Annotated in this window: 18 protein-coding genes; 6 read left to right on the plus strand and 12 right to left on the minus strand. The window is 41.3% G+C overall.

All coding sequences use genetic code 11. The features are described 5' to 3' along the window. Positions 1-91: 91 nt before the first annotated feature. The 3 genes from ACTRWE_RS07170 to ACTRWE_RS07180 all read right to left on the minus strand — a co-directional run bounded on the left by ACTRWE_RS07170 (position 92) and on the right by ACTRWE_RS07180 (position 4478). On the minus strand, positions 92-3313 hold the full coding sequence (locus tag ACTRWE_RS07170) for a S41 family peptidase (protein ID WP_013466249.1): 3222 nt from the start codon (positions 3311-3313) through the stop codon (positions 92-94). Between the two features lie 154 nt (positions 3314-3467). Then, positions 3468-4055 (minus strand): homocysteine S-methyltransferase family protein, encoded by a 588-nt coding sequence (locus ACTRWE_RS07175; RefSeq protein ID WP_013466248.1) that lies wholly within the window; start codon positions 4053-4055, stop codon positions 3468-3470. Positions 4056-4232: 177 nt separating this feature from the next. Then, positions 4233-4478: a DUF3297 family protein gene (locus ACTRWE_RS07180; RefSeq protein WP_008112798.1), complete on the minus strand. Its 246-nt coding sequence runs from the start codon at positions 4476-4478 to the stop codon at positions 4233-4235. 300 nt (positions 4479-4778) lie between these two features. On the opposite strand from ACTRWE_RS07180, the gene ACTRWE_RS07185 reads away from it, so the two are divergent. The 3 genes from ACTRWE_RS07185 (at position 4779) to ACTRWE_RS07195 (ending at position 9022) form a co-directional block, all read left to right on the plus strand. Further along, a complete protein-coding gene (locus tag ACTRWE_RS07185) occupies positions 4779-6368 on the plus strand; it encodes an alkaline phosphatase (protein WP_013466246.1) in 1590 nt (529 codons plus the stop codon). Positions 6369-6379: 11 nt separating this feature from the next. Further along, positions 6380-8173 carry an alkaline phosphatase gene (locus tag ACTRWE_RS07190; RefSeq protein WP_013466245.1) on the plus strand — a complete coding sequence of 598 codons (1794 nt, stop codon included), beginning with the start codon at positions 6380-6382 and terminating at the stop codon, positions 8171-8173. Positions 8174-8293: 120 nt separating this feature from the next. Continuing rightward, complete coding sequence (locus tag ACTRWE_RS07195; RefSeq protein WP_013466244.1) at positions 8294-9022, plus strand: hypothetical protein; 729 nt, start codon at positions 8294-8296, stop codon at positions 9020-9022. On the opposite strand, the gene ACTRWE_RS07200 is transcribed toward ACTRWE_RS07195, so the two are convergent. The 9 genes from ACTRWE_RS07200 to ACTRWE_RS07240 all read right to left on the minus strand — a co-directional run bounded on the left by ACTRWE_RS07200 (position 8997) and on the right by ACTRWE_RS07240 (position 19377). Beyond that, entirely contained in the window at positions 8997-10892 is a 1896-nt protein-coding gene (locus tag ACTRWE_RS07200) for a monovalent cation:proton antiporter-2 (CPA2) family protein (RefSeq protein ID WP_013466243.1), read from the minus strand. The two genes, ACTRWE_RS07195 and ACTRWE_RS07200, sit on opposite strands and share 26 nt — an antisense overlap. Positions 10893-10994: 102 nt before the next feature. Next, complete coding sequence (locus tag ACTRWE_RS07205; RefSeq protein ID WP_013466242.1) at positions 10995-11834, minus strand: DUF4097 family beta strand repeat-containing protein; 840 nt, start codon at positions 11832-11834, stop codon at positions 10995-10997. Between the two features lie 207 nt (positions 11835-12041). Further along, complete coding sequence (locus ACTRWE_RS07210; RefSeq protein ID WP_013466241.1) at positions 12042-14576, minus strand: TonB-dependent receptor plug domain-containing protein; 2535 nt, start codon at positions 14574-14576, stop codon at positions 12042-12044. Between the two features lie 275 nt (positions 14577-14851). After that, on the minus strand, positions 14852-15697 hold the full coding sequence (locus ACTRWE_RS07215; protein ID WP_008466776.1) for a DUF4198 domain-containing protein: 846 nt from the start codon (positions 15695-15697) through the stop codon (positions 14852-14854). Between the two features lie 34 nt (positions 15698-15731). Continuing rightward, on the minus strand, positions 15732-16241 hold the full coding sequence (locus ACTRWE_RS07220; RefSeq protein ID WP_013466240.1) for a DUF2271 domain-containing protein: 510 nt from the start codon (positions 16239-16241) through the stop codon (positions 15732-15734). After that, the gene (locus tag ACTRWE_RS07225) at positions 16241-16873 is read right to left on the minus strand and encodes a PepSY-associated TM helix domain-containing protein (RefSeq protein ID WP_013466239.1); all 633 of its coding nucleotides are present in this window, start codon (positions 16871-16873) and stop codon (positions 16241-16243) included. Before ACTRWE_RS07225 ends, ACTRWE_RS07220 begins: the two co-directional genes overlap by 1 nt. Positions 16874-16955: 82 nt before the next feature. Then, positions 16956-17351 (minus strand): YbaN family protein, encoded by a 396-nt coding sequence (locus ACTRWE_RS07230; RefSeq protein ID WP_013466238.1) that lies wholly within the window; start codon positions 17349-17351, stop codon positions 16956-16958. Between the two features lie 142 nt (positions 17352-17493). Continuing rightward, on the minus strand, positions 17494-18780 hold the full coding sequence (locus tag ACTRWE_RS07235) for a hypothetical protein (protein ID WP_013466237.1): 1287 nt from the start codon (positions 18778-18780) through the stop codon (positions 17494-17496). Between the two features lie 111 nt (positions 18781-18891). Next, on the minus strand, positions 18892-19377 hold the full coding sequence (locus tag ACTRWE_RS07240; protein WP_008466785.1) for a MarR family winged helix-turn-helix transcriptional regulator: 486 nt from the start codon (positions 19375-19377) through the stop codon (positions 18892-18894). 415 nt (positions 19378-19792) lie between these two features. On the opposite strand from ACTRWE_RS07240, the gene ACTRWE_RS07245 reads away from it, so the two are divergent. Genes ACTRWE_RS07245 through ACTRWE_RS07255 form a run of 3 tightly spaced genes read left to right on the plus strand, consistent with a single transcriptional unit; the run spans position 19793 to position 22749 of the window. Next, positions 19793-20647 (plus strand): D-hexose-6-phosphate mutarotase, encoded by an 855-nt coding sequence (locus tag ACTRWE_RS07245; RefSeq protein WP_013466235.1) that lies wholly within the window; start codon positions 19793-19795, stop codon positions 20645-20647. Between the two features lie 16 nt (positions 20648-20663). Then, complete coding sequence (locus ACTRWE_RS07250) at positions 20664-21209, plus strand: PH domain-containing protein (RefSeq protein ID WP_013466234.1); 546 nt, start codon at positions 20664-20666, stop codon at positions 21207-21209. Then, complete coding sequence (locus ACTRWE_RS07255; RefSeq protein ID WP_013466233.1) at positions 21199-22749, plus strand: PH domain-containing protein; 1551 nt, start codon at positions 21199-21201, stop codon at positions 22747-22749. Before ACTRWE_RS07250 ends, ACTRWE_RS07255 begins: the two co-directional genes overlap by 11 nt. The last annotated feature ends 140 nt before the right edge of the window (positions 22750-22889 follow it).

Consider the following 22889-nt stretch of genomic DNA (forward strand, 5'->3'; position numbering starts at 1 on the left):
CCTTAATACATATAAGTCATTAAACTCGAATTATTAAAAACCCTGCAAATTTGCAGGGTTTTTTTATTAGCTAATATTGTTATGCAGCAAATTAAAAATCAGTAGGTGCTGGTGGCACCACTAAAGGTTGCTTAGGGTTTTCTTTAAGCTCCTTTAATAACTCTTGTACTGCACGCTCTATTGATGGATCTTGGCCTTTATAAATAAGCTCTGGGCGGTCAATTACTTTAATATCTGGTGCAACACCTTCGTTTTCTATGATCCAGTTACCTTTTGTATCTAAAATACGGAATGTAGCAGCAATTACTTGCCCGCCGTCTACAAGGCTTGGGTTACCAGAAATACCAATTAAACCACCCCATGTACGGGTACCAATTAGCTTACCTAGACCAGCTTGGCGGAAGTAGTAAGGAATTGCGTCACCACCAGAACTTGAATAGCCATTTATTAGCATGGCTTTAGGACCATTGTGTGCAAACTGCGGTGTTTTAGTTGGCTCTACACCACGGCGTTTCCAATAGTTAAGCGGTTTACGCGCAAGCCAGGTGATCATATGCTCAGGAATAAAACCGCCGCCATTGTAACGGTCATCAATAATCATGGCATCTTTGGTTGTTTGCGGCATGTAGTTTTTAAACATGGCGCGGTTGCCCTCATAGGCTGTATTTGGCAGGTGCACATAGCCAATACGCCCATTTGATAGCTTATTAACGTAGGCTGCACGCGAATTAACCCAGTCTAAATAACGTAGGCCTTGCTCACTTGCTATCGGTTTTACCGTTATTTGCCATGCGCCTTTGCTACGCGGCTTGTTGTTTAGCACTAGCTCTACTTGCTCACCCTGGGTGTTTTCAAGGAGTTCGTAAAAGTTAGCAACGTCTTTTACCGAGCGGCCATTTACCGCAATAATATAATCGCCGTTATGTACTTTTACGCCTGTGGTGCCAAGCGGTGAACGGAAATCGTCATGCCAGTTTTCACCTTTAAAGATTTGTTCTATTCTTACATAACCAGATGGGTCGCTTGCAAGCTTAGCGCCTAATAAACCATGGTTTTTACGCTCTGCTTTTGGCATATCACCCGACTGCACATAAATATGGCCAGAGTTAATTTCACCGGCAATTTCGCTAAGAACATAATCAAGGTCGCTACGATGGCTAATGGCATCAGCCATAGGTTGGTACTTTGCTAAAATAGCATTCCAATCTTGACCGTGGTGGTTTTCATCGTAGAACCAGTCACGCAGTGTACGCCAACCCTCAACATACATTTGTTGCCACTCTGCTTGCGGATTAATTTTAAGCGTCATTTTGCTTAAATCGAGCTTATTTGCGTCTAGGTCTTGTTTTGGCTTAGGTTCAATTAAGCTGTAACCGCCACCTGTATGTACAAGTAGGTGTTCGCTATTGCTTGAAATAGTGTAATTACTAACGCCTTTGGCGACTGTTTCTAGCTCACTGTTGTGATCGGTGCCTATTAGCTGTAAACCGCCATTAGCAAGAGTCAGTACGCCGTCTTTTACTGCGGTTAAGCCACGGTAATCGCCCGCAGGGGCATTAAGTGCGGTAACACGTTGCATAAAGTCATTGCTTTGCAGTGCATTTTTAACTTTTTTGTCGTCTTCTTTTTCATCTTCTTTATCTTGGACAATCGTGGCTTCGTCACTATGTAAGGCAATAAGCGGTTTAACGCTATCGTTTACTGCAGCTGCATAAATACGGGTTGCTCGATTAAACATGTAATCAAACTCGTAGCTACTAAATGCCAGATTAAAGTCGCGCTCTGAGCTAAAGTAAAGGTATTGACCATCAGGCGAAAAAGTAGGGTTTTGCTCATTACTCATTTCGTCTGTTAAGCGCGTTACCTTTTTCTTTTTAAGGTTGTAGTGCCATAGCGAGGCATAACGGTTTTCGTTATTTTTAACAAATACAATGTCTTGGCTGTTAGGCGACCAAGTATATTGAGTAATGCCATCTTCGTCGTAAATACCGGTATCAATTTTGTGTTGCTTGCCCGATTTTGCATCTAACCACCAAAGTGTGTTGTTTTTATCTGAAAACAACAATTTAGAGCTATCTGGTGACCAAATGGGCGTAAAGCGCCAAATAGTGCCATTGCTAGTGAGTTGCTTAATAGCATTATTTTTACTGCGATCTTTTAAGTAAATTTCGTACTCGCCGCTTTCATCGCTCATGTAGGTTATGTAGCGCCCATTTGGTGACCAGCTTGCATCTATTTCGCGGCTTTTTTCTGTGTAAGATAAGTTGCGTGTAGGCCCTTGTTTAATTGGTACACTAAACAACTCACCACGGGCAGTAAATACAGCACGTTTACCATCGTGAGAGAGCGACATAGAATCAATAAAATCGCTAACATTTTTGCTATACGGCATTGCGTATTGGCGCACGCCAGCAATGTTAATGCTTAGCTTAGCGCTTTTTTGTGTTTTTGCGTCAAAGCGATATAAATAACCGCCGTTTTCATAAACAATCGCATTTGGGCCAGCTGAAGGCCAAAGTACGTCAAAGTTTTTATAGTTGGTAAGTTTTTTTGGTTCGCTGCCTTTGCGGTACTGGTAAAGGTTTAGCGTGTAATCACGGTCAGACACAAAGTAAATATTGTCACCGACCCAAGTTGGTTGCTGGTCGGTTGCACGGTTTGTAGTTAGTTGTTCTGAGGTGTTTTTTTCTAAATCATAAATCCATACATCTTGCGCACGACCACCACGAGTACGTTTCCACGTACGAAACTCTCGGTCAATTGGCGTATAAACATATTTGCTGCCATCTGGAGATAGCATGCCGCCACCAGTTTCTGGAATCGCTAATGGCTGTTCAAGTCCGCCATCTGCAGGAACCATGTAAGGGCGGCCCATACGTTTTCCCCATGGTGTGCGGTTAGCTCTAAATACCACATTTTTACCGTCGGCGGTCCAATCTAAAACGCGGTAATCAAAACCTCCACGCGGTGGCATTGGGCCAACGTCATTATAATAAGTAAGTTGTTTTAGGTTTGAACCGTCACTGTTGATCACATAAATTTGTCGGCTACCGTTATACTCGGCTGAAAATGCAATGCGCTTACCGTCAGGGGAAAACTTAGGAAATGTTTCAAAGCCAATATGGTCGGTTAAGCGTTTGCTTTCGCCTGTTTGCGTATTCGCAATATAAATATCGCCACTGTAGACAAAAGTAACGGTTTGGTTATGAATATCTGGAAAGCGAAGTAAACGAGTGTCTTTAGTCTCATAGGCCGATACACTCGGCGCGATTGCTGCAGCCAAGGCAAGAGCCAATGTTGTTAGTTTTTTCATGGGATTACGTCCTATATTAATAGCGATCCCATCATAACAATAAGGTGCAAAATAGCGATGCACTTACGATAAAAGGTCTGTTACAAAATGTGAATAAAAAAGGTTGGCATTAAAATGCCAACCTTCAAGGGAGTGCTCTTTTTAAAGCGTAAAATTAATGTACGTGGTCGTGCTCTTCCTCTTGTGCAATACCTAACCAAGTGATCGCGACTGGTGGGAATGTAAGTTCTAGTTCACCTTCAATTTCTAAGTCTTCTAGGTGAACTTGCACAACGTGTTGGGCTATTGGGTCGGCTACGTAAGCAAACTGACCATTTTTCGCTACTGTCATACTAAACTTCATGCCTTCAGGCATAGTTGTTACATCTTCTTGTGTAATATCAACTTGACCTGCTAGCTCCCAGTGTATGTGATCGTCGTGCGCATGCGCCTCAAGCACGTTTAAAAAACCAAGGCTGTCTAAAACTAAAAAGTGCTCACCGTTGGCAGAAAAAGAGTAAGAAATAGCGCTTGCGCCATCAGCTAGTTGCCATTCAAATTCTTCCAAGTGAAAGGGGACACATGCATAGCTGTTAACAGTAATTATTTCAGCGCCAGCATCTATAAAACCTTGGTGTGCTTGGGTTACACATTGCGGTGCTTCTATTAAAGCTTGCGCACTCCACAGTGGCTGTGAAAACGGCGCGCCCATGCGTTTGAGTTCACGACCCATGCCGCCATCTAATATTATTAACTTGCTCATAATGGACTTCTATACGTCTAAATAATTAAAGCTATTCAAACATACTTTTTGAAAATTCATAATGAAACTTCATCAGGTTGAGTATGAAAAAAGTTCAACATGTTAAAGCTGTTTTTAAAAGGCACAAAAAAAGCGACTACCCAGTAAGGTGTCGCTTTTCTTTTTACAAGTAAGCTATTACTTGTAAAACGCTTCTACAGTGCCTTTTACTTTCATAAGTAATGGCTGGCCGCGACGGTCTAGCGCTTTAGGTGCCGCTACTTTTATCCAACCTTCGCTGATGCAGTACTCTTCAACGTCAAAACGCTCTTTACCGTTAAGTGTAATACCGATTTCATGTTCAAATACTTCTTCTACATAAAATTTGCTACGTGGGTTAATAGACAGTTGATTAGGTAATTCTGGTTTGTTTGTATCAGTCATAATAGTGATCTGCGTTGAATTAATTATGCGCTATTGTAGGCAATAGCAAGCTTAGGCTCAAGCAAGAGATCAATAAACTAATATATTGTGATGTGCTTTTATAGAGCTGTTACATATATTATGAGAAGGGTTAAGCAGTCGATGGAAATACAAAGTAGGTGTTATTGATATAAAATTTGGCTGTCACCTTCTTGTCATTAAAATTACCTTTATTAGTAACATCTATTTCCTATAGTGCAGCGGTTGATGTTTTTGAGCTCACAGTTTTTAAAAATAACCACTACATAATGGGAATTACGGATGAAAATTAAAAAAGTCGCTGCGGCAATCGCACTCACCTGTGCGTTTAGTGCCGTTAGTCATGCCAATGTTCTACCGCAAAGTCAAAAAGACAGCAGCTGGTACAGTGCCGCACAAACAAAACTAACAACTAAAACAACGCAAGCACAAGCGGTTAAAAGCACCAAAGCTAAAAATGTAATTTTATTTGTTGGCGATGGCATGGGTATTTCTACCTTAACAGCGGCGCGTATTTTACAAGGTCAACGAAACAACCAGCTCGGTGAAGAAGGCTACTTAAGCTTTGAAAAATTCCCGTATTCAGCACAAGTTAAAACCTACAATGTTGACGCACAAACGCCAGACTCTGCAGGCACCATGACGGCCATGATCTCAGGTGTAAAAACCGATGTGGGTGTTATTGGGGTTGATGAAAAGGTTGAACGAGGTAACTGTGCAACGGCTATCGGTAATGAGTTATTAACAGCCACGGAGCTGGCTGAAATTAAAGGCTTAGCTACCGGTGTTGTTTCAACTGCACGTATCACTCACGCAACACCGGGTGCAACGTATGCTAAATCGGCTGATCGCAACTGGGAAGATATCTCAGACATGCCTGAGGCAGCAGTTAATGCAGGCTGTGAAGATATTGCCTCACAGCTAGTTAACTTTGAAAAAAACCTAGAAGCGCGTTTTATAGGTACCGATGTTGATGGCTTAGACTTTGTAATGGGTGGCGGCCGTCGTCATTTTTTACCTAAAGATGCATCGGCAAATTCAAATGATGCAATGAGCGCCGTAGAAGGCGATCGTACTGATGAGCGCAACCTTGTTACTGAATGGCAAACACAATATCCAAATGGCACTTATGTGATGGACCAAGCCGGATTTGATGCTATTGCCGATGATGCAACCCAAGTCTTTGGCTTATTTAACGAATCGCACATGCAATACGAAGCTGACCGTGCCAACGATATAGCTGGTGAGCCGTCGCTTACCGATATGACAACTAAAGCGATTGATGTACTGGGTAAAAACGAAAAAGGCTTTTTCTTAACCGTAGAGTCGGGCCGTATTGACCATGCTCACCATGCGGGTAATGCTTTTAATGCACTTAACGACACTATTGAATTTGCAAAAGCCGTTCAAGCTGCCGTTGATAACACCGACCCTGAAGAAACGCTTATTTTAGTTACAGCCGATCACAGCCATGTGTTTACTATTGCAGGTTACCCGAAACGTGGTAACCCAATTTTAGGTAAAGTGGTTGGTGTTGGCCAAACTACACCAACGCTAGCTGCTGATAACATGCCATACACCACAGTAGGTTATGCAAATGGCCTCGGTTTTAGAAACTTAGTTGATGAAACGGATGCAGATGCAAGCTATGAAACAGCTGCGGTTGCAGGACGTGTTGAGCTAAATGGTGTTGATACAAATACGCCAGGTTTTCACCAAGAGGCTACTGTTCCACTTGGCTCTGAAACGCATGCAGGTGAAGATATTTCATTGCATGCAATGGGCCCAGGTGCTCACCTTGCTCAAGGTGTTATAGAACAAAACGTTGTATTTCATTTAATTAATCAAGCTCTTGAACTAACTCAGCAATAATGGCGGCTCACATGAATAAATTAACAGTACTTTCTTTAGCAGTAATGGTCGCATTAACTGGGTGTTCGAGTGATGACGACAAAAACAGTAATAATATTTTAGCGGTAGATAACCAAATCGCAGTAGGCTCAGCACAATGTGTTAATGGCGGCGTAGAAACGCAAAGCGGTGTTGATACCAATACTAATGGGCAATTAGAGAGCAACGAAGTAACGCACACTAACTTAGTATGTAACGACCCAGCTACCTCATTAACGAGTGAACAGCTCGCTTCATTAAGTAACAATGCTTGGTTTAGCGACGCACAAACTAAACTTGCTAGTGCGCAAGATGCAGCAAGTAAGGTAGTAACAGAGTCAGGTAAAGCGAAAAACGTGATCTTGTTTGTTGGTGATGGTATGGGTATTTCTACCATAACGGCGGCGCGTATTTTAGCGGGGCAGTTGCAGGGTGAAATGGGTGAAGATCACCAATTAAGCTTTGAAACTATGCCGTATTCTGGGTTTGTAAAAACTTATAACGTAGATGCACAAACACCAGATTCTGCCGGTACGATGACAGCAATGGCCTCTGGTGTAAAAACCGATGTGGGTGTAATTGGTATTGATGAAGCGGTTGAGCGTGGTAATTGTGCATCAGGCAAAGGGCATGAGCTTGTTACTTCGTTAGAGCTTGCGGAAATTGCCGGTAAATCTACCGGTATTGTTTCTACGGCACGTATTACCCATGCAACGCCTGCGGCAACTTATGCTAAGTCGGCTGATCGTAACTGGGAAGATATTTCAGATATGCCAGCTTCAGAGTCAGCCAATTGTGAAGATATTGCTTCACAGCTGGTTAATTTTGAAAAGAACTTAGAAGCCCGTTTTAGTGGTGTTGATGTAGACGGAATCGAAGTGGTTATGGGTGGCGGGCGTCGTCATTTTTTACCTAAAGATGCAGCCTTTAATTCTGCAGATGCGGTGAGTGCTGTTGAAGGCGACCGTACTGATGCGCGTAATTTAGTGACAGAATGGCAAACAACTTACCCGACTGGTACTTACGTAATGGATCAAACTGGGTTTGATGCCATTAGCGATGATGCCACAAAGGTATTTGGTTTATTTAACGAATCGCACATGCAATACGAAGCAGACCGCGGTAACGATATCGCTGGTGAGCCTTCGCTATCGCAAATGACCGAAAAAGCTATTAATGTTTTAGATAACAATGATAAAGGCTTTTTCTTAACAGTTGAGTCGGGCCGTATTGATCACGCCCACCATGCGGGTAACGCTTACAATGCATTAAACGACACTATTGAGTTAGCGAATGCAGTAAAAGTGGCGATGGAAAATACTAACCCAGAAGAAACACTAATCGTGGTCACGGCCGATCACAGCCATGTGTTTACTATTGCGGGTTACCCTAAGCGTGGCAACCCAATATTGGGTAAAGTGGTTGGTGTAGGCCAAACAGAGCCAAGTTTAGCTGCCGATGATATGCCTTATACTACGGTTGGTTACACTAATGGTGGTGGCTTTAGAGACTTAGGCAATGAAACCGATGCAGATGAAGGATATAACTTTGCACCCGTTACAGGGCGCGTTGATTTAAGCAATGTTGATACTACAACGCCGGGCTTTCACCAAGAAGCACTTGTGCCACTATCATCAGAAACCCACGCCGGTGAAGATGTAGGTGTGTATGCAACCGGACCTGGTGCCCACTTAGTGACTGGAACTAATGAGCAAAGCTTTTTGTTCCATGTTATGGACTTTGCCGCAGATTTTGTAAAAGCGGCGGATGAAAAAGTAGCGCAATAAACCTTGCGATATAAAACAACCCGCACACTGTGCGGGTTTTTTTATGTCATTAAACTGCCATTATTTTTGGTTATGTTAAAGGCAATTAAGCTAAAAGCGATTAACTAAAGAGATAGCCCAATGAAAAAAGTATTTTTAATAATGAGCGCATTATTTAGCGCAAGCAGCTTTGCTGAGCAGTGCGATATAAATCCACAGGTATTAAAAGCCACTTACACTATTATTAATAAGGCTCCACAAGCGCTTAAAAATAATAAGGAAAACAGCCAAACTCTCACCCTTTGGCGAAATGAGCAACAAGTGGCGCACCAAAGCCAAGTTATAACAGAGCTTTGGCAGCATACGAGCAACAATCAAATACGGCCTATTCGTTATTTTAATGCGCAGCAGCGCGGTATTGAATATCAGCCCTCAGAGGTGCAAGGAGTGCAAAACTGGAGTGCAAAAGTACAGCTGGTAGATAATCATCTTATTGAAAAAATGACATTAGTGAGCACCGAAGGCGAAGGCTGCAACGAAATAAAAAATTACAGCTTAGAAGAAAATAACTCTCAGTATAACTTGGCATTTTTTACCCATTCAAAACTAGTAAAAACATTTAGTATTAGTAACCTAGCGAATAAAGCAAGCACGTCACTTAGCTTAGACGCGGTGCAAAATGACACACCAGCGATTAAGGCTCAGTTTGCAAAATGGGATAACTTTCAAACCACCGACTATGCCGACATTGGCGATAACGAAAGCGACCCATTTTTAGCAAAAATGATTAACCTAGGCTTTATAGAGCACGGCGCCACCGGTTTTTATAATCCTCAAGGTGATGCTATTCAAGGTGGACATCATCATTAGGTCGTTTTTTGGGCTTAGCAGAGTCTTCTGTTAAGCCATTTTCATAATCGTTTGCATCACAGGTATTTAAATTTTGCTGTGCTTGCTTATCTTGCTGTAATACCTGTTTTAAATCTTCCATACGTTGGCGTACTGCAACGCCGTAGCTGGCATCATCTCCCCAAAGCTCAGAAAGTTGTAACACAGATGCACGGTCATGATCCCTAAATAATTTACCAGCACGCTCAGCGTCTTCTTTGCTATTGCCAAGTAGCTGCAGTGATTCTATGGCTAAGTTAATGGCTGAGTCGACGGTTTCGCGGTTAAACGCATCCACTTTTAGATTCAGTAGTTGATACGCATGGCGACGATCGATTGCGCGCGCCACTATTTTTAATTGTGGGTAGTTTTTATGTGCCAGCTTAATAATTTCAATGGTTTTATCTGGGTTATCAATCGCAACAACCAGCATTTGTGCAGTATGTGCACCAGCAGCTTCAAGCAGTTCTTGGCGAGCAGCATCACCGTAAAATACGGTGTTACCAAAGCGGCGCAGCAGTTCTATTTGGCTTGGGCTGTGATCAAGTACGGTAATTTCGTAGCCTTGTGCATGTAATAAACGCCCCATTATTTGCCCAAAGCGGCCATAGCCCGCAATAATTACGTGTTTAGCGGTATTTATTTGTTCTGGTTTATCAAACTCAGGCTTAGTGCTACTACTGCGTTTTTGTATTTGCTCATACAACATCAGTAATAAAGGGGCTATCAACATAGATACCGCAACCACTAAGGTCACTAGACTGGTTTGTTCTGGGGTTAAAATACTTAATGTGGTGGTCACGCTTAAAAGTACAAAAGCAAATTCACCACCTTGTGCTAGTGCCAATGTAAACAATAGTTTTTGCTTTGAGCTAATTTTAAATGTGACAGCAAGGGCAAACAAAATGCAGGCTTTAATGACAATTAATAAGGCAACTAAAGCAACCACGGTACTAAATTGATTAAATAATAGCTCAAAATTAATTGAAGCCCCTACAGTGATAAAAAATAGTCCTAGCAATAGGCCTTTAAAGGGCTCTATGTCGGCTTCTAATTCGTGTCTAAATTCACTTTCGGCCAATACTACACCGGCTAAAAAAGTACCTAAAGCAGGTGATAGGCCAATACTGTGCATTACAAGCGAAATAGCCACGACTAAAAACAATGCAAAAATTGTGAATATTTCACGCATGTGGGTTTGTGCTATGTATCTAAACAGTGGTGCCGACACATATTTACCGCCAGCAATGATAGCGGCAATAACGCCAACAGAGACGCCTACTTGTTGCCAAACAGGCCAGCCTGCAATGATTGAATCGCTAATTTGTTTTGAGCTACTTGGTGCAGCAAACGCGAGTAAGGGGAGTAGCGCTAAAATAGGAATAATGGCAATATCTTGAAATAATAAAACCGAAAATGCATTTTGCCCAGCTTCTTGCTTTAACCAGCCTTTTTCTTCGAGGCTTTGCAATACAATCGCGGTAGAAGAAAGTGCCAGCATTAAACCAATGGCCAATGCGGTTTGCCAATGCATGGTAAAAAACCAATAACAAAAGGCAAAAATAACCGCCGCAGTTAGCACCACCTGTAAGCCACCAAGCCCTAAAATAGAGTGCCGAAGCTTCCATAGTCGTGAGGGTTGTAGTTCAAGTCCGACCAAAAATAGCATCATCACTACGCCAAATTCGGCAAAATGCATTACATCGGTTTGATCCCCTACGACTCCCAATGCATAGGGACCAATCAGTATGCCAGCAATTAAATAACCCAGTACTGATCCTAAGCCAAGTCGTTTGGCAATAGGAACAGCCACAATGGCGGCGGCTAAATAAATTAAAGCTATTTCTAACACGCGTTTATCCTAATAATTTCAAGACATTTAGCATGGCTTAGGTGTTAGTAAAATACAATAACTGATGTAGTGAACAGCCATTTATTTCGCTTTATTAGTGTATTAGCGGTCTAATTTTACAGTGCCTGAAATATTATCAATACTGACATCACCCGAGCCTGCTTCTGTAATAGTCAGCGCTTTAGCATAATTAACACGAATATCGCCAGAGCCATCTTCAATCGTCACGCTTGAGCCAATATGTTCAATCAACATATCTCCTGAGTTATCGTCTACGGTGACTGCGCCATTAATATGTTTAATAGTTATGCCGCCCGAGCCATCTTCAATTGCGACATTACCACTGACATTATCAATATCAATGCTGCCTGAGCCATCATTTAATGCTAAATCGCCGACTACATTTTTTACGTAAATACTGCCCGAGCCATCGTCAATATTTAAGTTTTTAGCACTATTAATATCAATATTGCCAGAGCCATCTTTTACATCAATATTGCTTTGCATAGCGTTAATAATAATATCGCCTGAGCCGTCGTTAATATCTAAATTTAGGGTGTTAGGTACGGTAACAACTAAATTGATACTTGGTGATTGCCCGCTGTAAAAGCTAATCCCATTATTACTTTTATTTTGTGCAACAAGTTTTGCTTGTGTACCGCTTTTCTCAAGGGTGAGTTCGTATTCATCGTCAATGTCGGCGGTGTAAATGATGGCATCAACGCTAATATTGGTTGCAGTATTAGAGCCCTGAATATCGAGCGAACCGGCACCACTTAATATCGTTATGTACTCAAGGTTATTGCTTGGTAGTGAAAGCTGCTGGGTTTGTTTAACTGATGCGACACTGGGCGATATGTGAAATACACAACCGCTGAGTAATAAAATGCCGCTAATTAGTGAAACGGGCTTAGTGAAGTTGAATAGAGTTGATGCGCTCATGTTTAGTCCTTTGATATTGATTATTTTAGTTAATATACAAAGTATAGAGCAAAATTGAGGCCGAAATGTAAGTTGTTGTTTTATATGAGATGGCAGCAGTAGTTAAAAAGTTAAAATGCCAAAATATGGTTAAAAATACTAAATGTTAATAAAAAGGATGCACACTGCATCCTTTTGTAATTACTCTATTGTTAATGGGCGTTTTACTTAAAAATTGTAAGTAATGTTACCGTATAAAAAGCGCCCATCTAAACTGTAGGGTGTGTAAGGCGTGTACGGAAATATTTGGCCAAAGTTAGAGTAGCCAATATTATCTACCGTTGCTTGAGGGTACTGATCAAATAGGTTATTCGCACCTACTGCAAACTTCCACGCTTCGTTAGGACGATAAGCGACTTCTAAATCAGCAATCCATTTAGCATCTAAATATTCATCACCCTCGCTGGTGGTTGAAATATCTGCCACTTCCCCATAGCGAGTTGCACGCAAGGTTGTTTGCCATTGGTTAAAGCTCCAAACAGCCGATAGGTTTAGTTTGTTATCGGGTGTGCCTTGCTCAAAACGGCCTACTTCACGACGGGCAAATACCACGTAGTCATCGCCTAAAGAATTTAGCTCGCTCGGGTTTGCATCTACATGAGTCACTTCGGTATCGTTAATGTTTGCCGCCGCATTTAAGCGCACATCACCCAATGTATTTAAATCAAGTGTGTACGTTGCCACAATATCAACACCTTGCGTGCGCGAATTGATGGCGTTGGTAAAGTAACGAACACTTTCGGTATTTAGCTTGCCAGCATTCGCTAGAATTTGCTGCACAGCGTTACCGCTTAAGTTTTCAGAGAGTACAATCCGGTCATCAATATCAATGCGGTACGCATCAACTGTTAAGCTAAAGCCACCTTGAGTGTAAACAAATCCAGCGGTAACGTTAACTGAGTCTTCTGCATCGAGCTGTTTTGCACCTAACGCTTGAGCTGCAGGAGCAGAGCTTGGGAATAGACCAACTTCAAAAGGCTGGTTATTTTCGAGAATAGTCGATATTTGACGGTACGAGCTTTGTGCAAGTGACGGCGCACGAAAGCCAGTACTTGCCGCACCACGTAACGATAGGTTGTCGTTAATACTGTAACGCATGGCTAATTTTGAAGTAAATGTGTTACCAAAATCGCTATAATCTTCATAGCGACTGGCTAAAACAACATTCCATTTATCAGTTAAGTAAGTATCAAATTCAGCAAATACAGCAACATTATGACGACTTTCATTGGTTGCGCTTTGCGGCCCAAACCCAGGAAGCACTTGCGCACCGCCAGCAGCAATTGGGTTGCCGTTGTTATCAAGCGCAGTAATATAAGAGGCTTCCTCGCCTTGCTCTATTTTATAGCTTTCACGGCGGTATTCAGCACCAATAGTGAAAAACACATCATCGGGTAGACCAAAATCAACGCTGGTATTGGCATCAAAATTAACTAAAAATTGATCGTAAACCATGGCGCCGTTATCAAACTCAGTTTGGCTATTAGTACCTAAAGAAGTATTGAGGCTATTTACAACGCCTAAACCAAAGTCATTTCGGCCGTAGTTGGTGCTTACATCCCAAGTCCAGTCGCCACTATCGCCTTGTAAACCAAGTGCCAGCGAGTAATCTTTTACGTCGGTAGCAATTTGTGGCAAAAAGCCATTAGGGTATAGCTCTAAAACATTGCGGCTGTCTTTTGCACGACGGTAAAATCCGCCCGAGTTACCTTCACGCTCTGAATAGCTACCAAACGAATAAACATTAAAGCCATTCTCTAAATCGTATCCCATATTGTAAAACAAAGCGTAGTCTTCCAGCGCTGCTTTACCAAAACGGTGATTGTAGCGATCAATTGTAAATTCGCGTGGGTCTAGGCTGCCATCATCTAGGCGGCTGTATTGTTCGCGCGGATCAAAACCAGAGCGTTGAGTTGAGTCGTTATCACGGTATTCAATTGATACATTTACAAAACCATTGTCTGTTAATGAAAAACCTGAGTTTGCGCTAATTGTGCGGGTACTACCGTCGTTAACGTGACGATCGTCGCCTAAATTAAATGCAAGGTTGCCGTTATCATCCGCATAAGTGCTATTTAGTTGCGGTACACCGGCCATTTGGCTGTCGTATTGGCCATAAGTTACGCTAACACTGCCGCCTTCGGTGGCATCTTTTAAAACAATATTGATTACTCCCGCAATGGCGTCAGAGCCATATTGTGCTGCAGCCCCATCGCGCAGTACTTCAACACGCTTAATTGCAGAGGTTGGGATCATGTTTAAATCAACCGCGGTAGAGCCGCGACCAACCGTGCCCCCTAAGTTTAATAACGCACCAGAGTGGCGACGCTTACCGTTAATAAGGACTAAGGTGTGATCGGGTGCAAGGCCTCTTAAAACCGCTGGGCGAGCATGATCGGTGCCATCAGAGAGTGTGGCACTTGGGTAGTTAAAGCTCGGGACTTGGTTAGCGAGCACTTGGCTAATTTCAAGTTGCCCCGTACTTGCCATATCGTCACTGCTAATAATATCTACAGGCACAGTACTTTGCGCAATACTACGCAAACTGCGACGCGTGCCTGTTACTGAAATTACTTCGATATTTTCTTCGACTTGGTTAGTTTGCTCAGCCGCATTAGCAGCTGAAAAAGAGGCGCTAAGTGCGGTGGAAATAGCCAAGCTAAGTGCTAATTTTTTATTAGCTGATAAATGCTGAAAAGTCATTAAGCGTGCCTTGAAGATTTTGAAAAGGGCGCATCATATATAAGCGGCTAGTGCATCGCAAAGATCTAAATTGACTAAGTTATTCAACTATTTTCATAAAAATAAGTGATCGGAATAATAGATTGAAACAGGAACAGACAAGGAGGCTAAAATATAGGATTATGCTTATTTAGGCAGCGAAAATGACTAACTTGGTTTAAAGCTTTGCTAAAGGGTTTAAATTATAAAGAAGCTACAGGCCAAACGATTAATGTGGCCTGTAGGGAATTAAAAATTTATTCAGGTGCTACTTCAAGGGTGGTAAATAATACATAGCGGCTGGCGTCTACATCTTTTTCGTTTACTGTCACTTTTTGAGAGGTTTCGATTAGGTATAGGCCTGGCTCTTTCCACGTTGTGCTAAACATGCCGTTTTTGTCGGTCGTTACTTTTATTTCGCCACGTTCGTTACGGTAGCGTGTATCACCTTTTAAAATGCTGACTTCAATGCCTTCGCCAACCGGCTTTCCATCGCTTATTAGCTGAAAGCGCGCTTGCTCGCCAACAAATAAATCGTTTGGATGCGTTGGGCCGCTAAGCTCTAAGCCTTGACCTAATTGTGCTGGTTTAGAGGTACCATTATGACTAACAAAGGTATCAACAGTAGAGATGGTTTTAATTGTAGTGATGTCGCTGGCGTCTTTAGGTAGATTGGCATCTGCTTTTTTGGCGAATACACGGCTTCGCTCACCTGCTGCATTTTTGTAGAATGTCATGTACATAGGTTTTTGCGTCATCGCAATATGATAGGTGCCTTGTTGCTGAAGTTTTACTGCAGCAGAGCTTTTGCGTTGTAGGTAGTAGGCACGAATGGTATCGGTAACTTGCTCGCCATTTGGGGCAAGTGCCATAAGCAGAGTATCGTCGTATTCAGCGCCTTTTGTGCTTGGACGAAATGCTTTATCAGGTGCAAAAATTTCGTTAGAAATACTCGCATCAATCATTACATAATGGGCTTTATCCCCTGATAGCGAGGTATGCGAAGGTAGTAACCAGCGGCCATGTGCACTTGCAGCTGTTGATACCAGCGCTGATAAACTCAGTGCGCCAATGAGTGCTGTTTTTAATAAATTAACGTTCATTATTTTTCCTTTAAATTTGAATGATAAGTAGGGACTACCTAGCGGATACAGTGACAAAGCTGGTTGAAAATTCGTTTTTGCCATCAATGGTTATTTTTCCTGATTGGGTTAAATCAAGTTCAATACGGCTGTAATCACGCCCGCCTTCTTCACGAACAACTTCAATATTTAACAGGTATTTTCCTGCGATAACTGATTTGCCATTAAGATCGTTTCCGTCCCAATTAATGGTATAAGTGCCTGCGCGTTTGGTTGCGCTACTAACCCCATCGAAGTTTGCATCACTTTTACCTGCTTTACGCCACCATTGGCGTAGGTCTTTAAACCATTCCGCTTTTTGTACCCAAAGCGCTAAAGTTGTGACATGTTTTCGCTCTGGTGTTTCGAGCCAAACTGCAACATAAGGGCGATGATAGGGCTGCACATCTAACTCAGGTAGAGTTAATTCGATTTCTAATTGGGGCGATTGCGCTGCCACCGAAGTGTGAAAACACACGGCAATTAACAGCAATACGGTGCTAATTAAAGATTTAAACTTGAACATTAAAATACTCCTTTAATTTGTGGAACCCAGCATAAATAAATAACCAATGGTGTTGCGATTCCTAATACGGTTATCCATATTCCTGCTAAGCGTTTTTTTCTGTTTTGAAATAAAATAATCATGCCGGTGATGGCAAATAGAATCATCAGCACCGCTGATATATCAATAACCCAGCTCCATACTTCTCCTGAATGACGACCTTTGTGCAAATCACTGATAACACTTAAAAACCCCCCGGTTTGATAATCGAGTAACAATTCGCCACTGATAAAATCAAACTCTGCATAGGCATAGCCTGCTGGTAATGGGTAGTCGAGCATAACCAGTGAATCTTGCTTTTCCCATTCAATGCTTTTTACTTTATTAAGCCCATAGTGTTTGGCTAAGTAAGCTTCAATTTGGGGGTAAATAGCAGGCAGGCTATTTAATTGTGTATTTGCTTGAGTAAGCAGATCTTGGGGGATTTGGACCGTAATTTGGCCATTGTTTTTATCGTTTTTTAACCAGTCAACATGGTTTAGCACTATACCGCTTACACAAAATAGAATAAGTAAAAAAAACAAAGCGGTGGAAATATAGATATGTAGAGTACGACTTGTACTATATAAAGTGCGTTTATTAACAAAGGGCATAAAAGGTACAAACTTATTTAACTTGTACGGATGATAATGATTTGCATTAGCTGTTACAAATTTATTTACCAAACTTTACACTTTATTTTTTAGGAGGAGCTGAGGGCTTAGAAATTAAGTAAGCCATAACCAGCACTTCAACAACAGCCACTAGGGCAATAATCCAAGCTGGAGGGCTGTTGTATAATAAAAATATAAAGCCTATTAGCATACCTATACCTGCAGCATACTTTGCCTTTACAGGAACCACTTGATGGGCGCGCCAATGTTGTAATGTTGTACCAAAGCGAGGGTGGTTTAATAGCCAAGATTCAAGCGCCGCGGATGAGCGAGCAAAACACGCTAAGGCTAAAATTAAAAACGGTGTGGTTGGCATAACGGGTAATACAACACCAATAATGCCGAGTAATACACACAGTAGCCCCAGCAATTTAAAGCCAAAATTTTTATAATAAATAAAAACGTTTTTTATGCTCACTTTAGCTCTTTTTTAATTAATTAAACGGTAAAAGGGTAAGCTAATTAAAAGGTAAAATGAAGAGAAAATGGCTTAGTTGCATGTTATCAACTAAGCCATTTAGGGTTAGCAAAGGAAAAGAATTTCCTGATTGCACTACCTATTAAAAGTAATAGCCTAAATTAATATTAAAACGGCGCTCGGTATCGCCATCACCAATAATGGTACCGCCAATAAAGGGTTGATTGCGGGCTTGTACGAAATCAACATAACTAAAGAATCCGCCAGCAGTAATGCTCATACCGGTTACATTCATCCAAGTATTGGCGCTATTATCTGACTTGTTGTAGATGATCCCATAGTCGTTATAAAACTGCAGGTTGGTAACTGGGCCCCACTCTATTGCGTAGTCATAGGCAATATTAAAGTTGGTCATTGTGGCTTGGCTCGATACACTGTCATAATAGTCAAAAGCACCCACCGCAAAGCGGTTATTACCATCGTCTAAGTCGTAGTCATATTCACCGTGTTGCAATTGAATATTCCAGTTATTAATGTTGCTGTTTAAGTGAACAGCCCACGCACTGTAATTACCAGCGCGGTCTTCACCGTCGTGAAGTCCACCACTGAGTAACGATACCCCGATGTCAGTGGTGATATTTTTACTATGCTCAAGCTGATAAGTAGCGCGACCAGCAAAGGTGTTGTATTCACCAAGTTGCTTTGCAGGCTCGGCATAGGTGCCTTCATCTGCAGGGCGACTACCAACAATATCATAAGAGTAACGATGATTTTTGTCTGATGCTGAGCCATCAACTCCACCCAGTTCATCATTTTTGAAAAAGCCTAAATCAAGTGTCCAGTTGTCTTTAAGTTTACGCTTAGCAACCACACCTAAATCAAAATCATCTTCTAGGCCAACATAGTAGTTAGTGCTAAAAAAGTAGCTGTGAGAATTATAAGGACCGTTACCAAACGACACGGCTGTTATGCCTGCCTGAGCTTCCCAGCCATCAATAAATTCGTACCCTAAGTAAGCGTACTTTACGACAGTCATATAATCGTAAAAGCGTATTTCACCATTGACTGAAATGTCATTAATTTCGCCAGAGACATTTAACCGGAAAATATCAAAATCAAAGTCACCACCGCGATCTTCATTGTCTTCATCGTAAGAGTTTATACCGTAGTTAGCGCGAATAGCACCTCCTACCTTTATTCCAGATGATTGCTTTTCTTGCTGTGCAGTGTCTGTAGAAGTAGCTTGCAACTGTTTACTAACTTGGTCTACTTGCTGAGACTTTTTTTCAGCGAGTTTGCTTTCAAGTTTATCTACTTGTTGCTTTAACTGCGTTAATTGGCTTTGGAGAGGTTGAAGGTTTGATGCATAAGAATTGCTAGCAACACCACTTAAAATTAATGCGAGTGTTAGTTTTGAGAGTTTAGTCATAATAGCCGTTTTGATTGTGATTAAAAAAATAAAGGCGCAACGATGCGCCTCTTAGTGTGGAAAAAGGAGAAAATGGCAGACTAATTTAGTTTATTGTTTTTATACTGCGTTTTATTCTTTAGTAGAAGTTTGAAACAGTGCGCCTACTTCTAAAAGAGGAGAGGCATCTAGCTTATCTGCATCCATCATTGCGGCAATACGTTGCATTGATGAAAGTAGTAGGCTCTGTTCCCATTCAGCAAGCGCTGAAAATTTTTCGATAAAGTGTTCTTGCAAGGGCTGAGGCGCTTTTTCGAGTAATTCTTTACCTTGTTCAGTAAGGTATAAGCTGACCCGGCGTTTGTCCATTTGACTACGAACGCGTGTTACCAAATTCTTGCTTTCTATTCGGTCAAGAATATTTGTGACAGTTGCCGGACTTAAATTGACGTTTTGCGCAATACGACTGGCGGTAATACCATCAGTTTGAGACACTTCTTGCATAATAAGCAGTTGTGGTCCAGTTAAACCCGCTGTTTTATTAAGTTGTTTTGAATGTAAGTCAATCGCACGGATCACCTTGCGTAAAGAAACTAGTAACTCGTCATATTTTTGCATTTGTTTGTCTCATGGAAGGCGAATCATTTGCCGTAATCATGAAATGTTACACATCAAATAAATTGAATTCAAATGATATATGTTATTTCAGCCTGCTGTTATTAGTTTTTATTGGTTTTTATTAATTTGAGCAGTAATTAAAATGGTGTTTATTATCTTTATTTTATTAAAAGTTAATAACACTCTGTTTGCTAAGGCTGCGCACCTTACGTAAGTTAAAAGCGATACGCAAGCCACAGGTTTAAAACTTTAGTCGTAATTGAGCCGTTGATGTGGCATAAAAATATAGTAACTAACTCAATTTAAATAACTATTCTATGTAGCTTATGCTTTAAGCATGCATTATTGTTTGTGTACAGTAACCTGAACTCAGGTTAAGTACTAAAAAATTAGTCTCAGTGTTAAAGGAAATAAAATGCAATTATCACCCTCAGTATGTATTGAGCGTACACATAGCGGTTTGGAATTTATTAGTATTAATAGTCGCCAATGTAAGGCGAAGATATTTTTACAAGGTGGGCAAATAACTGAGTTTACACCCAAAGGAAAATTGTCACTATTGTGGGTGTCTGGGGATGAAACCTTTAGCGAAGGGAAGGGCATTCGTGGTGGTATTCCTATTTGCTGGCCTTGGTTTGGTCAACATGAAAATAAAGACTTTCCAGCACATGGTTTTGCGCGCACGCACGTATGGCAAGCCGATGAAGTGCATGAAACCGAGAACGAGATTACTGTTAGTCTTAAATTACCAATGAAGCAGATAGATTCTACCTTTTGGCCTCATCAATCTTCTTTAAGGGTTGAGTTTATTTTATCTGAGCAGTTAGAGGTGCGTTTAACCACCTTTAATTTAGGTAACACCCCATTTAGTTATACACAGGCGCTGCATTCTTACTTTCCAACTGATGATATTAATAATACTCGCGTAACAGGGCTGCAAGGGGCGCAATACATAGAATTTGGCCAAGGGCCTTATCAGCAAAGTGATGTGGTTGGTTTTACCCGTGAAACCGATATGGTTTATACCCAAGCCGCCGCTGTGCAAACTATTGAAACTCCTCAAGGGATGATCAGCGTTAGCAGAGAAAACTCGCGCTCGTGCGTGTTATGGAATCCATGGATTGAAAAATCAAAGCGACTATCAAATTTTGCCGATGATGATTATAAAAGCATGTTATGCCTAGAGGCTGCGAATGTACTTGAAGATGCGGTTTCGCTTGAGCCAAAACAAAGTCATACCCTAGTAACAACAATTAAGTGGCTTGGCTAAGCCTACCATACGCGTAATGGAGCAAAGTGTGTTTACTAATCAACAAATAACCGACCTACCGCAACATAAAAGCATAGTGTTTGAGCCGCTTGCGGACAAAGCATTGTTGCATGCACAATTGAATTGGTTGTTATTTTTCATTCCTTTTTGCTTAGTACTAGCGGCTGTTTGCTATTTTAATACAGACTTTGCTGCTATGGCGCAAGGTTACTTATTGGTTGCTGTTCCGCTATTAATTTTACTGTGTATGTTATATAGCGTGTTCAGCATAAAATTACAGGGCAGCGCGTTGCGTACCCACGATATTGCTTTTAAAAAAGGCATTATTTGGCAGCAGGTGACAATTTTACCGTTAGCGCGTGTGCAGCATATTGAAATACACCGTGGGCCCATAGAGCGAAAGCTTGGTTTAGCCAGTTTAAGACTTTATAGCGCCGGCGGTATGAGTGCCGATTTACAAATTAGCGGCCTGACCCACGAAAAATGCAAAAATATTCGTCAGTTTGTACAAAGCTATCGCCACGATGAAACCGCAAGCGAGGCAGCTGCCAGTGAATGTTGATGCTGCGCAAATAACGTCACCTTCACTTAATTGGCAAAAAGTGTCGCCTTGGGCGCTGGCTTATTTTGTAATGCATTTTAGTGTGCGCTTCATAAAAGACGGCTTATTTAATTTACTGCCCGTGTTGGTGGTATTTGTTACCCAAGTAGAAAATAAACTATTTTGGGGGCAAGTTGGGCTCGCGGTTGCTTTGACTTCATTGCTTGCCTATTGTTTTTTGTATTACCGTAGTTTTCGTTTTTGTATTACTGACGAGCATGAAATTTTATTAAACAAAGGCGTATTTAAAAAAGAGCGACTTACCTTAAAATTTTCTCGAGTGCAAAACGTAAATATAGCTGAGCCATTTTACTTTACCCCCATAGGGTTAGTTAATTGTATTTTTGATGCGGCAGGCAGTGTGGCTCAAGAAGCTGTTTTGCCAGGGGTAACTAAAGATTACGCGCAACAAATGCGTAAACGAGTGTTTGACTATAAAGCGCAGCAGCAACCATCAGTAGAGCTCGCTGATACAGCGCAATCTCATATTGAAGAGCAGAGCGAAAATAGTTTAGTTATCACCAATAAAGAAATTGCTAAATTTGGTTTAATGTCGAATATGGCCATTTTAGCACTTGCGGCTATTGCCCCTTTTATGAATGTGGCCATCGACTTTTTAGAGCAGCAGTTCATAACAAAAATAGAGGGTTTTTATCAGCAAGAGCTCGGTATGATGGCTAATGCAGCTGTGTTTGCGGTTATTACTTTAATTATTATGTTGGTATTTATTGCGGTGTTTTTATCGGTGACTATGTCGCTCATTCGTTTTTATAACTATCAGCTTTACTTTAAAAATAATAAATTCAAACGTATTGCAGGGCTGTTAGAGCGTCATCAACTATCAATTAGTTTAGACAAAGTACAGTCAATCGTTATTAAGCAAAACCTAGTTGCCAGGCTATTAAAACGCTTTACTGTGGAGTGTTTGCAAGCCAGTAGCGGCGGTGCTGCAAGCATGGCGAAAAAGAATAAACAAACCTTAGTGCTGCCTGTGCTCACGCAGGAGCAAGTTGATAATGTGTGTCAGTGGATTTATCCGTGGTTTGACAGTAAAAAGCTGGCATTCAATGCGGTAGAAAGGGCGTTGTTATATAAAAACACGGTGTTTTATGCTTTGCTACCGAGCGTTGCTTCTGGTTTTTTTATTAGCTTTATGCAACTTAATATATTAATTGCATTAGCATTATTCTTGGTATTAGCCGCGTTAGTGTTTTTATCTTATAAACGTTATGGGTATTACCTTCATCAACAAGATGGGCGTTTTTATATGGTGGTACGCAAAGGTATGATTGGCGTGCATTACCGGGTCTTTGAGCTGTACAAAGCACAAAGCGCTCGCAGTGTGAGCACCTTTTTTATGCGTCGTTCTGGCTTAAAAAGCCTGTATATACAACTTGCTGCAGGCGGTGCGTACGTCCCATATTTAAAACAGCAAGATGCTGACTTTATTATAGATTTTACACTTATGCAGGCTGAGTCAGACCCTCGCAGTTGGATGTAACTTCCTTTGTTCAAAACTCAGATTAAATAATAAAGCGGGTGTAAATACACATTTGCACATGCTTTATTACACTTTTTTACTGCCCGTTTTTTCCATTTGATAATACTCTAAGCATTATCAAATGTACTATTTAAGGGATT

The sequence above is a fragment of the Pseudoalteromonas sp. G5_S1_54_S4 genome, from assembly GCF_054968565.1.

Excerpts from the sequence above, each read along its gene's own strand:
- ACTRWE_RS07225 (WP_013466239.1), bottom strand. The coding sequence starts at position 16,873 with ATGCCCTTTGTTAATAAACGCACTTTATATAGTACAAGTCGTACTCTA.
- ACTRWE_RS07205 (WP_013466242.1), bottom strand. The coding sequence starts at position 11,834 with ATGAGCGCATCAACTCTATTCAACTTCACTAAGCCCGTTTCACTAATT.
- ACTRWE_RS07195 (WP_013466244.1), top strand. The coding sequence starts at position 8,294 with ATGAAAAAAGTATTTTTAATAATGAGCGCATTATTTAGCGCAAGCAGC.
- ACTRWE_RS07215 (WP_008466776.1), bottom strand. The coding sequence starts at position 15,697 with ATGAACGTTAATTTATTAAAAACAGCACTCATTGGCGCACTGAGTTTA.
- ACTRWE_RS07220 (WP_013466240.1), bottom strand. The coding sequence starts at position 16,241 with ATGTTCAAGTTTAAATCTTTAATTAGCACCGTATTGCTGTTAATTGCC.
- ACTRWE_RS07245 (WP_013466235.1), top strand. The coding sequence starts at position 19,793 with ATGCAATTATCACCCTCAGTATGTATTGAGCGTACACATAGCGGTTTG.
- ACTRWE_RS07175 (WP_013466248.1), bottom strand. The coding sequence starts at position 4,055 with ATGAGCAAGTTAATAATATTAGATGGCGGCATGGGTCGTGAACTCAAA.
- ACTRWE_RS07250 (WP_013466234.1), top strand. The coding sequence starts at position 20,664 with ATGGAGCAAAGTGTGTTTACTAATCAACAAATAACCGACCTACCGCAA.
- ACTRWE_RS07185 (WP_013466246.1), top strand. The coding sequence starts at position 4,779 with ATGAAAATTAAAAAAGTCGCTGCGGCAATCGCACTCACCTGTGCGTTT.
- ACTRWE_RS07170 (WP_013466249.1), bottom strand. The coding sequence starts at position 3,313 with ATGAAAAAACTAACAACATTGGCTCTTGCCTTGGCTGCAGCAATCGCG.
- ACTRWE_RS07235 (WP_013466237.1), bottom strand. The coding sequence starts at position 18,780 with ATGACTAAACTCTCAAAACTAACACTCGCATTAATTTTAAGTGGTGTT.
- ACTRWE_RS07240 (WP_008466785.1), bottom strand. The coding sequence starts at position 19,377 with ATGCAAAAATATGACGAGTTACTAGTTTCTTTACGCAAGGTGATCCGT.
- ACTRWE_RS07210 (WP_013466241.1), bottom strand. The coding sequence starts at position 14,576 with ATGACTTTTCAGCATTTATCAGCTAATAAAAAATTAGCACTTAGCTTG.
- ACTRWE_RS07190 (WP_013466245.1), top strand. The coding sequence starts at position 6,380 with ATGAATAAATTAACAGTACTTTCTTTAGCAGTAATGGTCGCATTAACT.
- ACTRWE_RS07180 (WP_008112798.1), bottom strand. The coding sequence starts at position 4,478 with ATGACTGATACAAACAAACCAGAATTACCTAATCAACTGTCTATTAAC.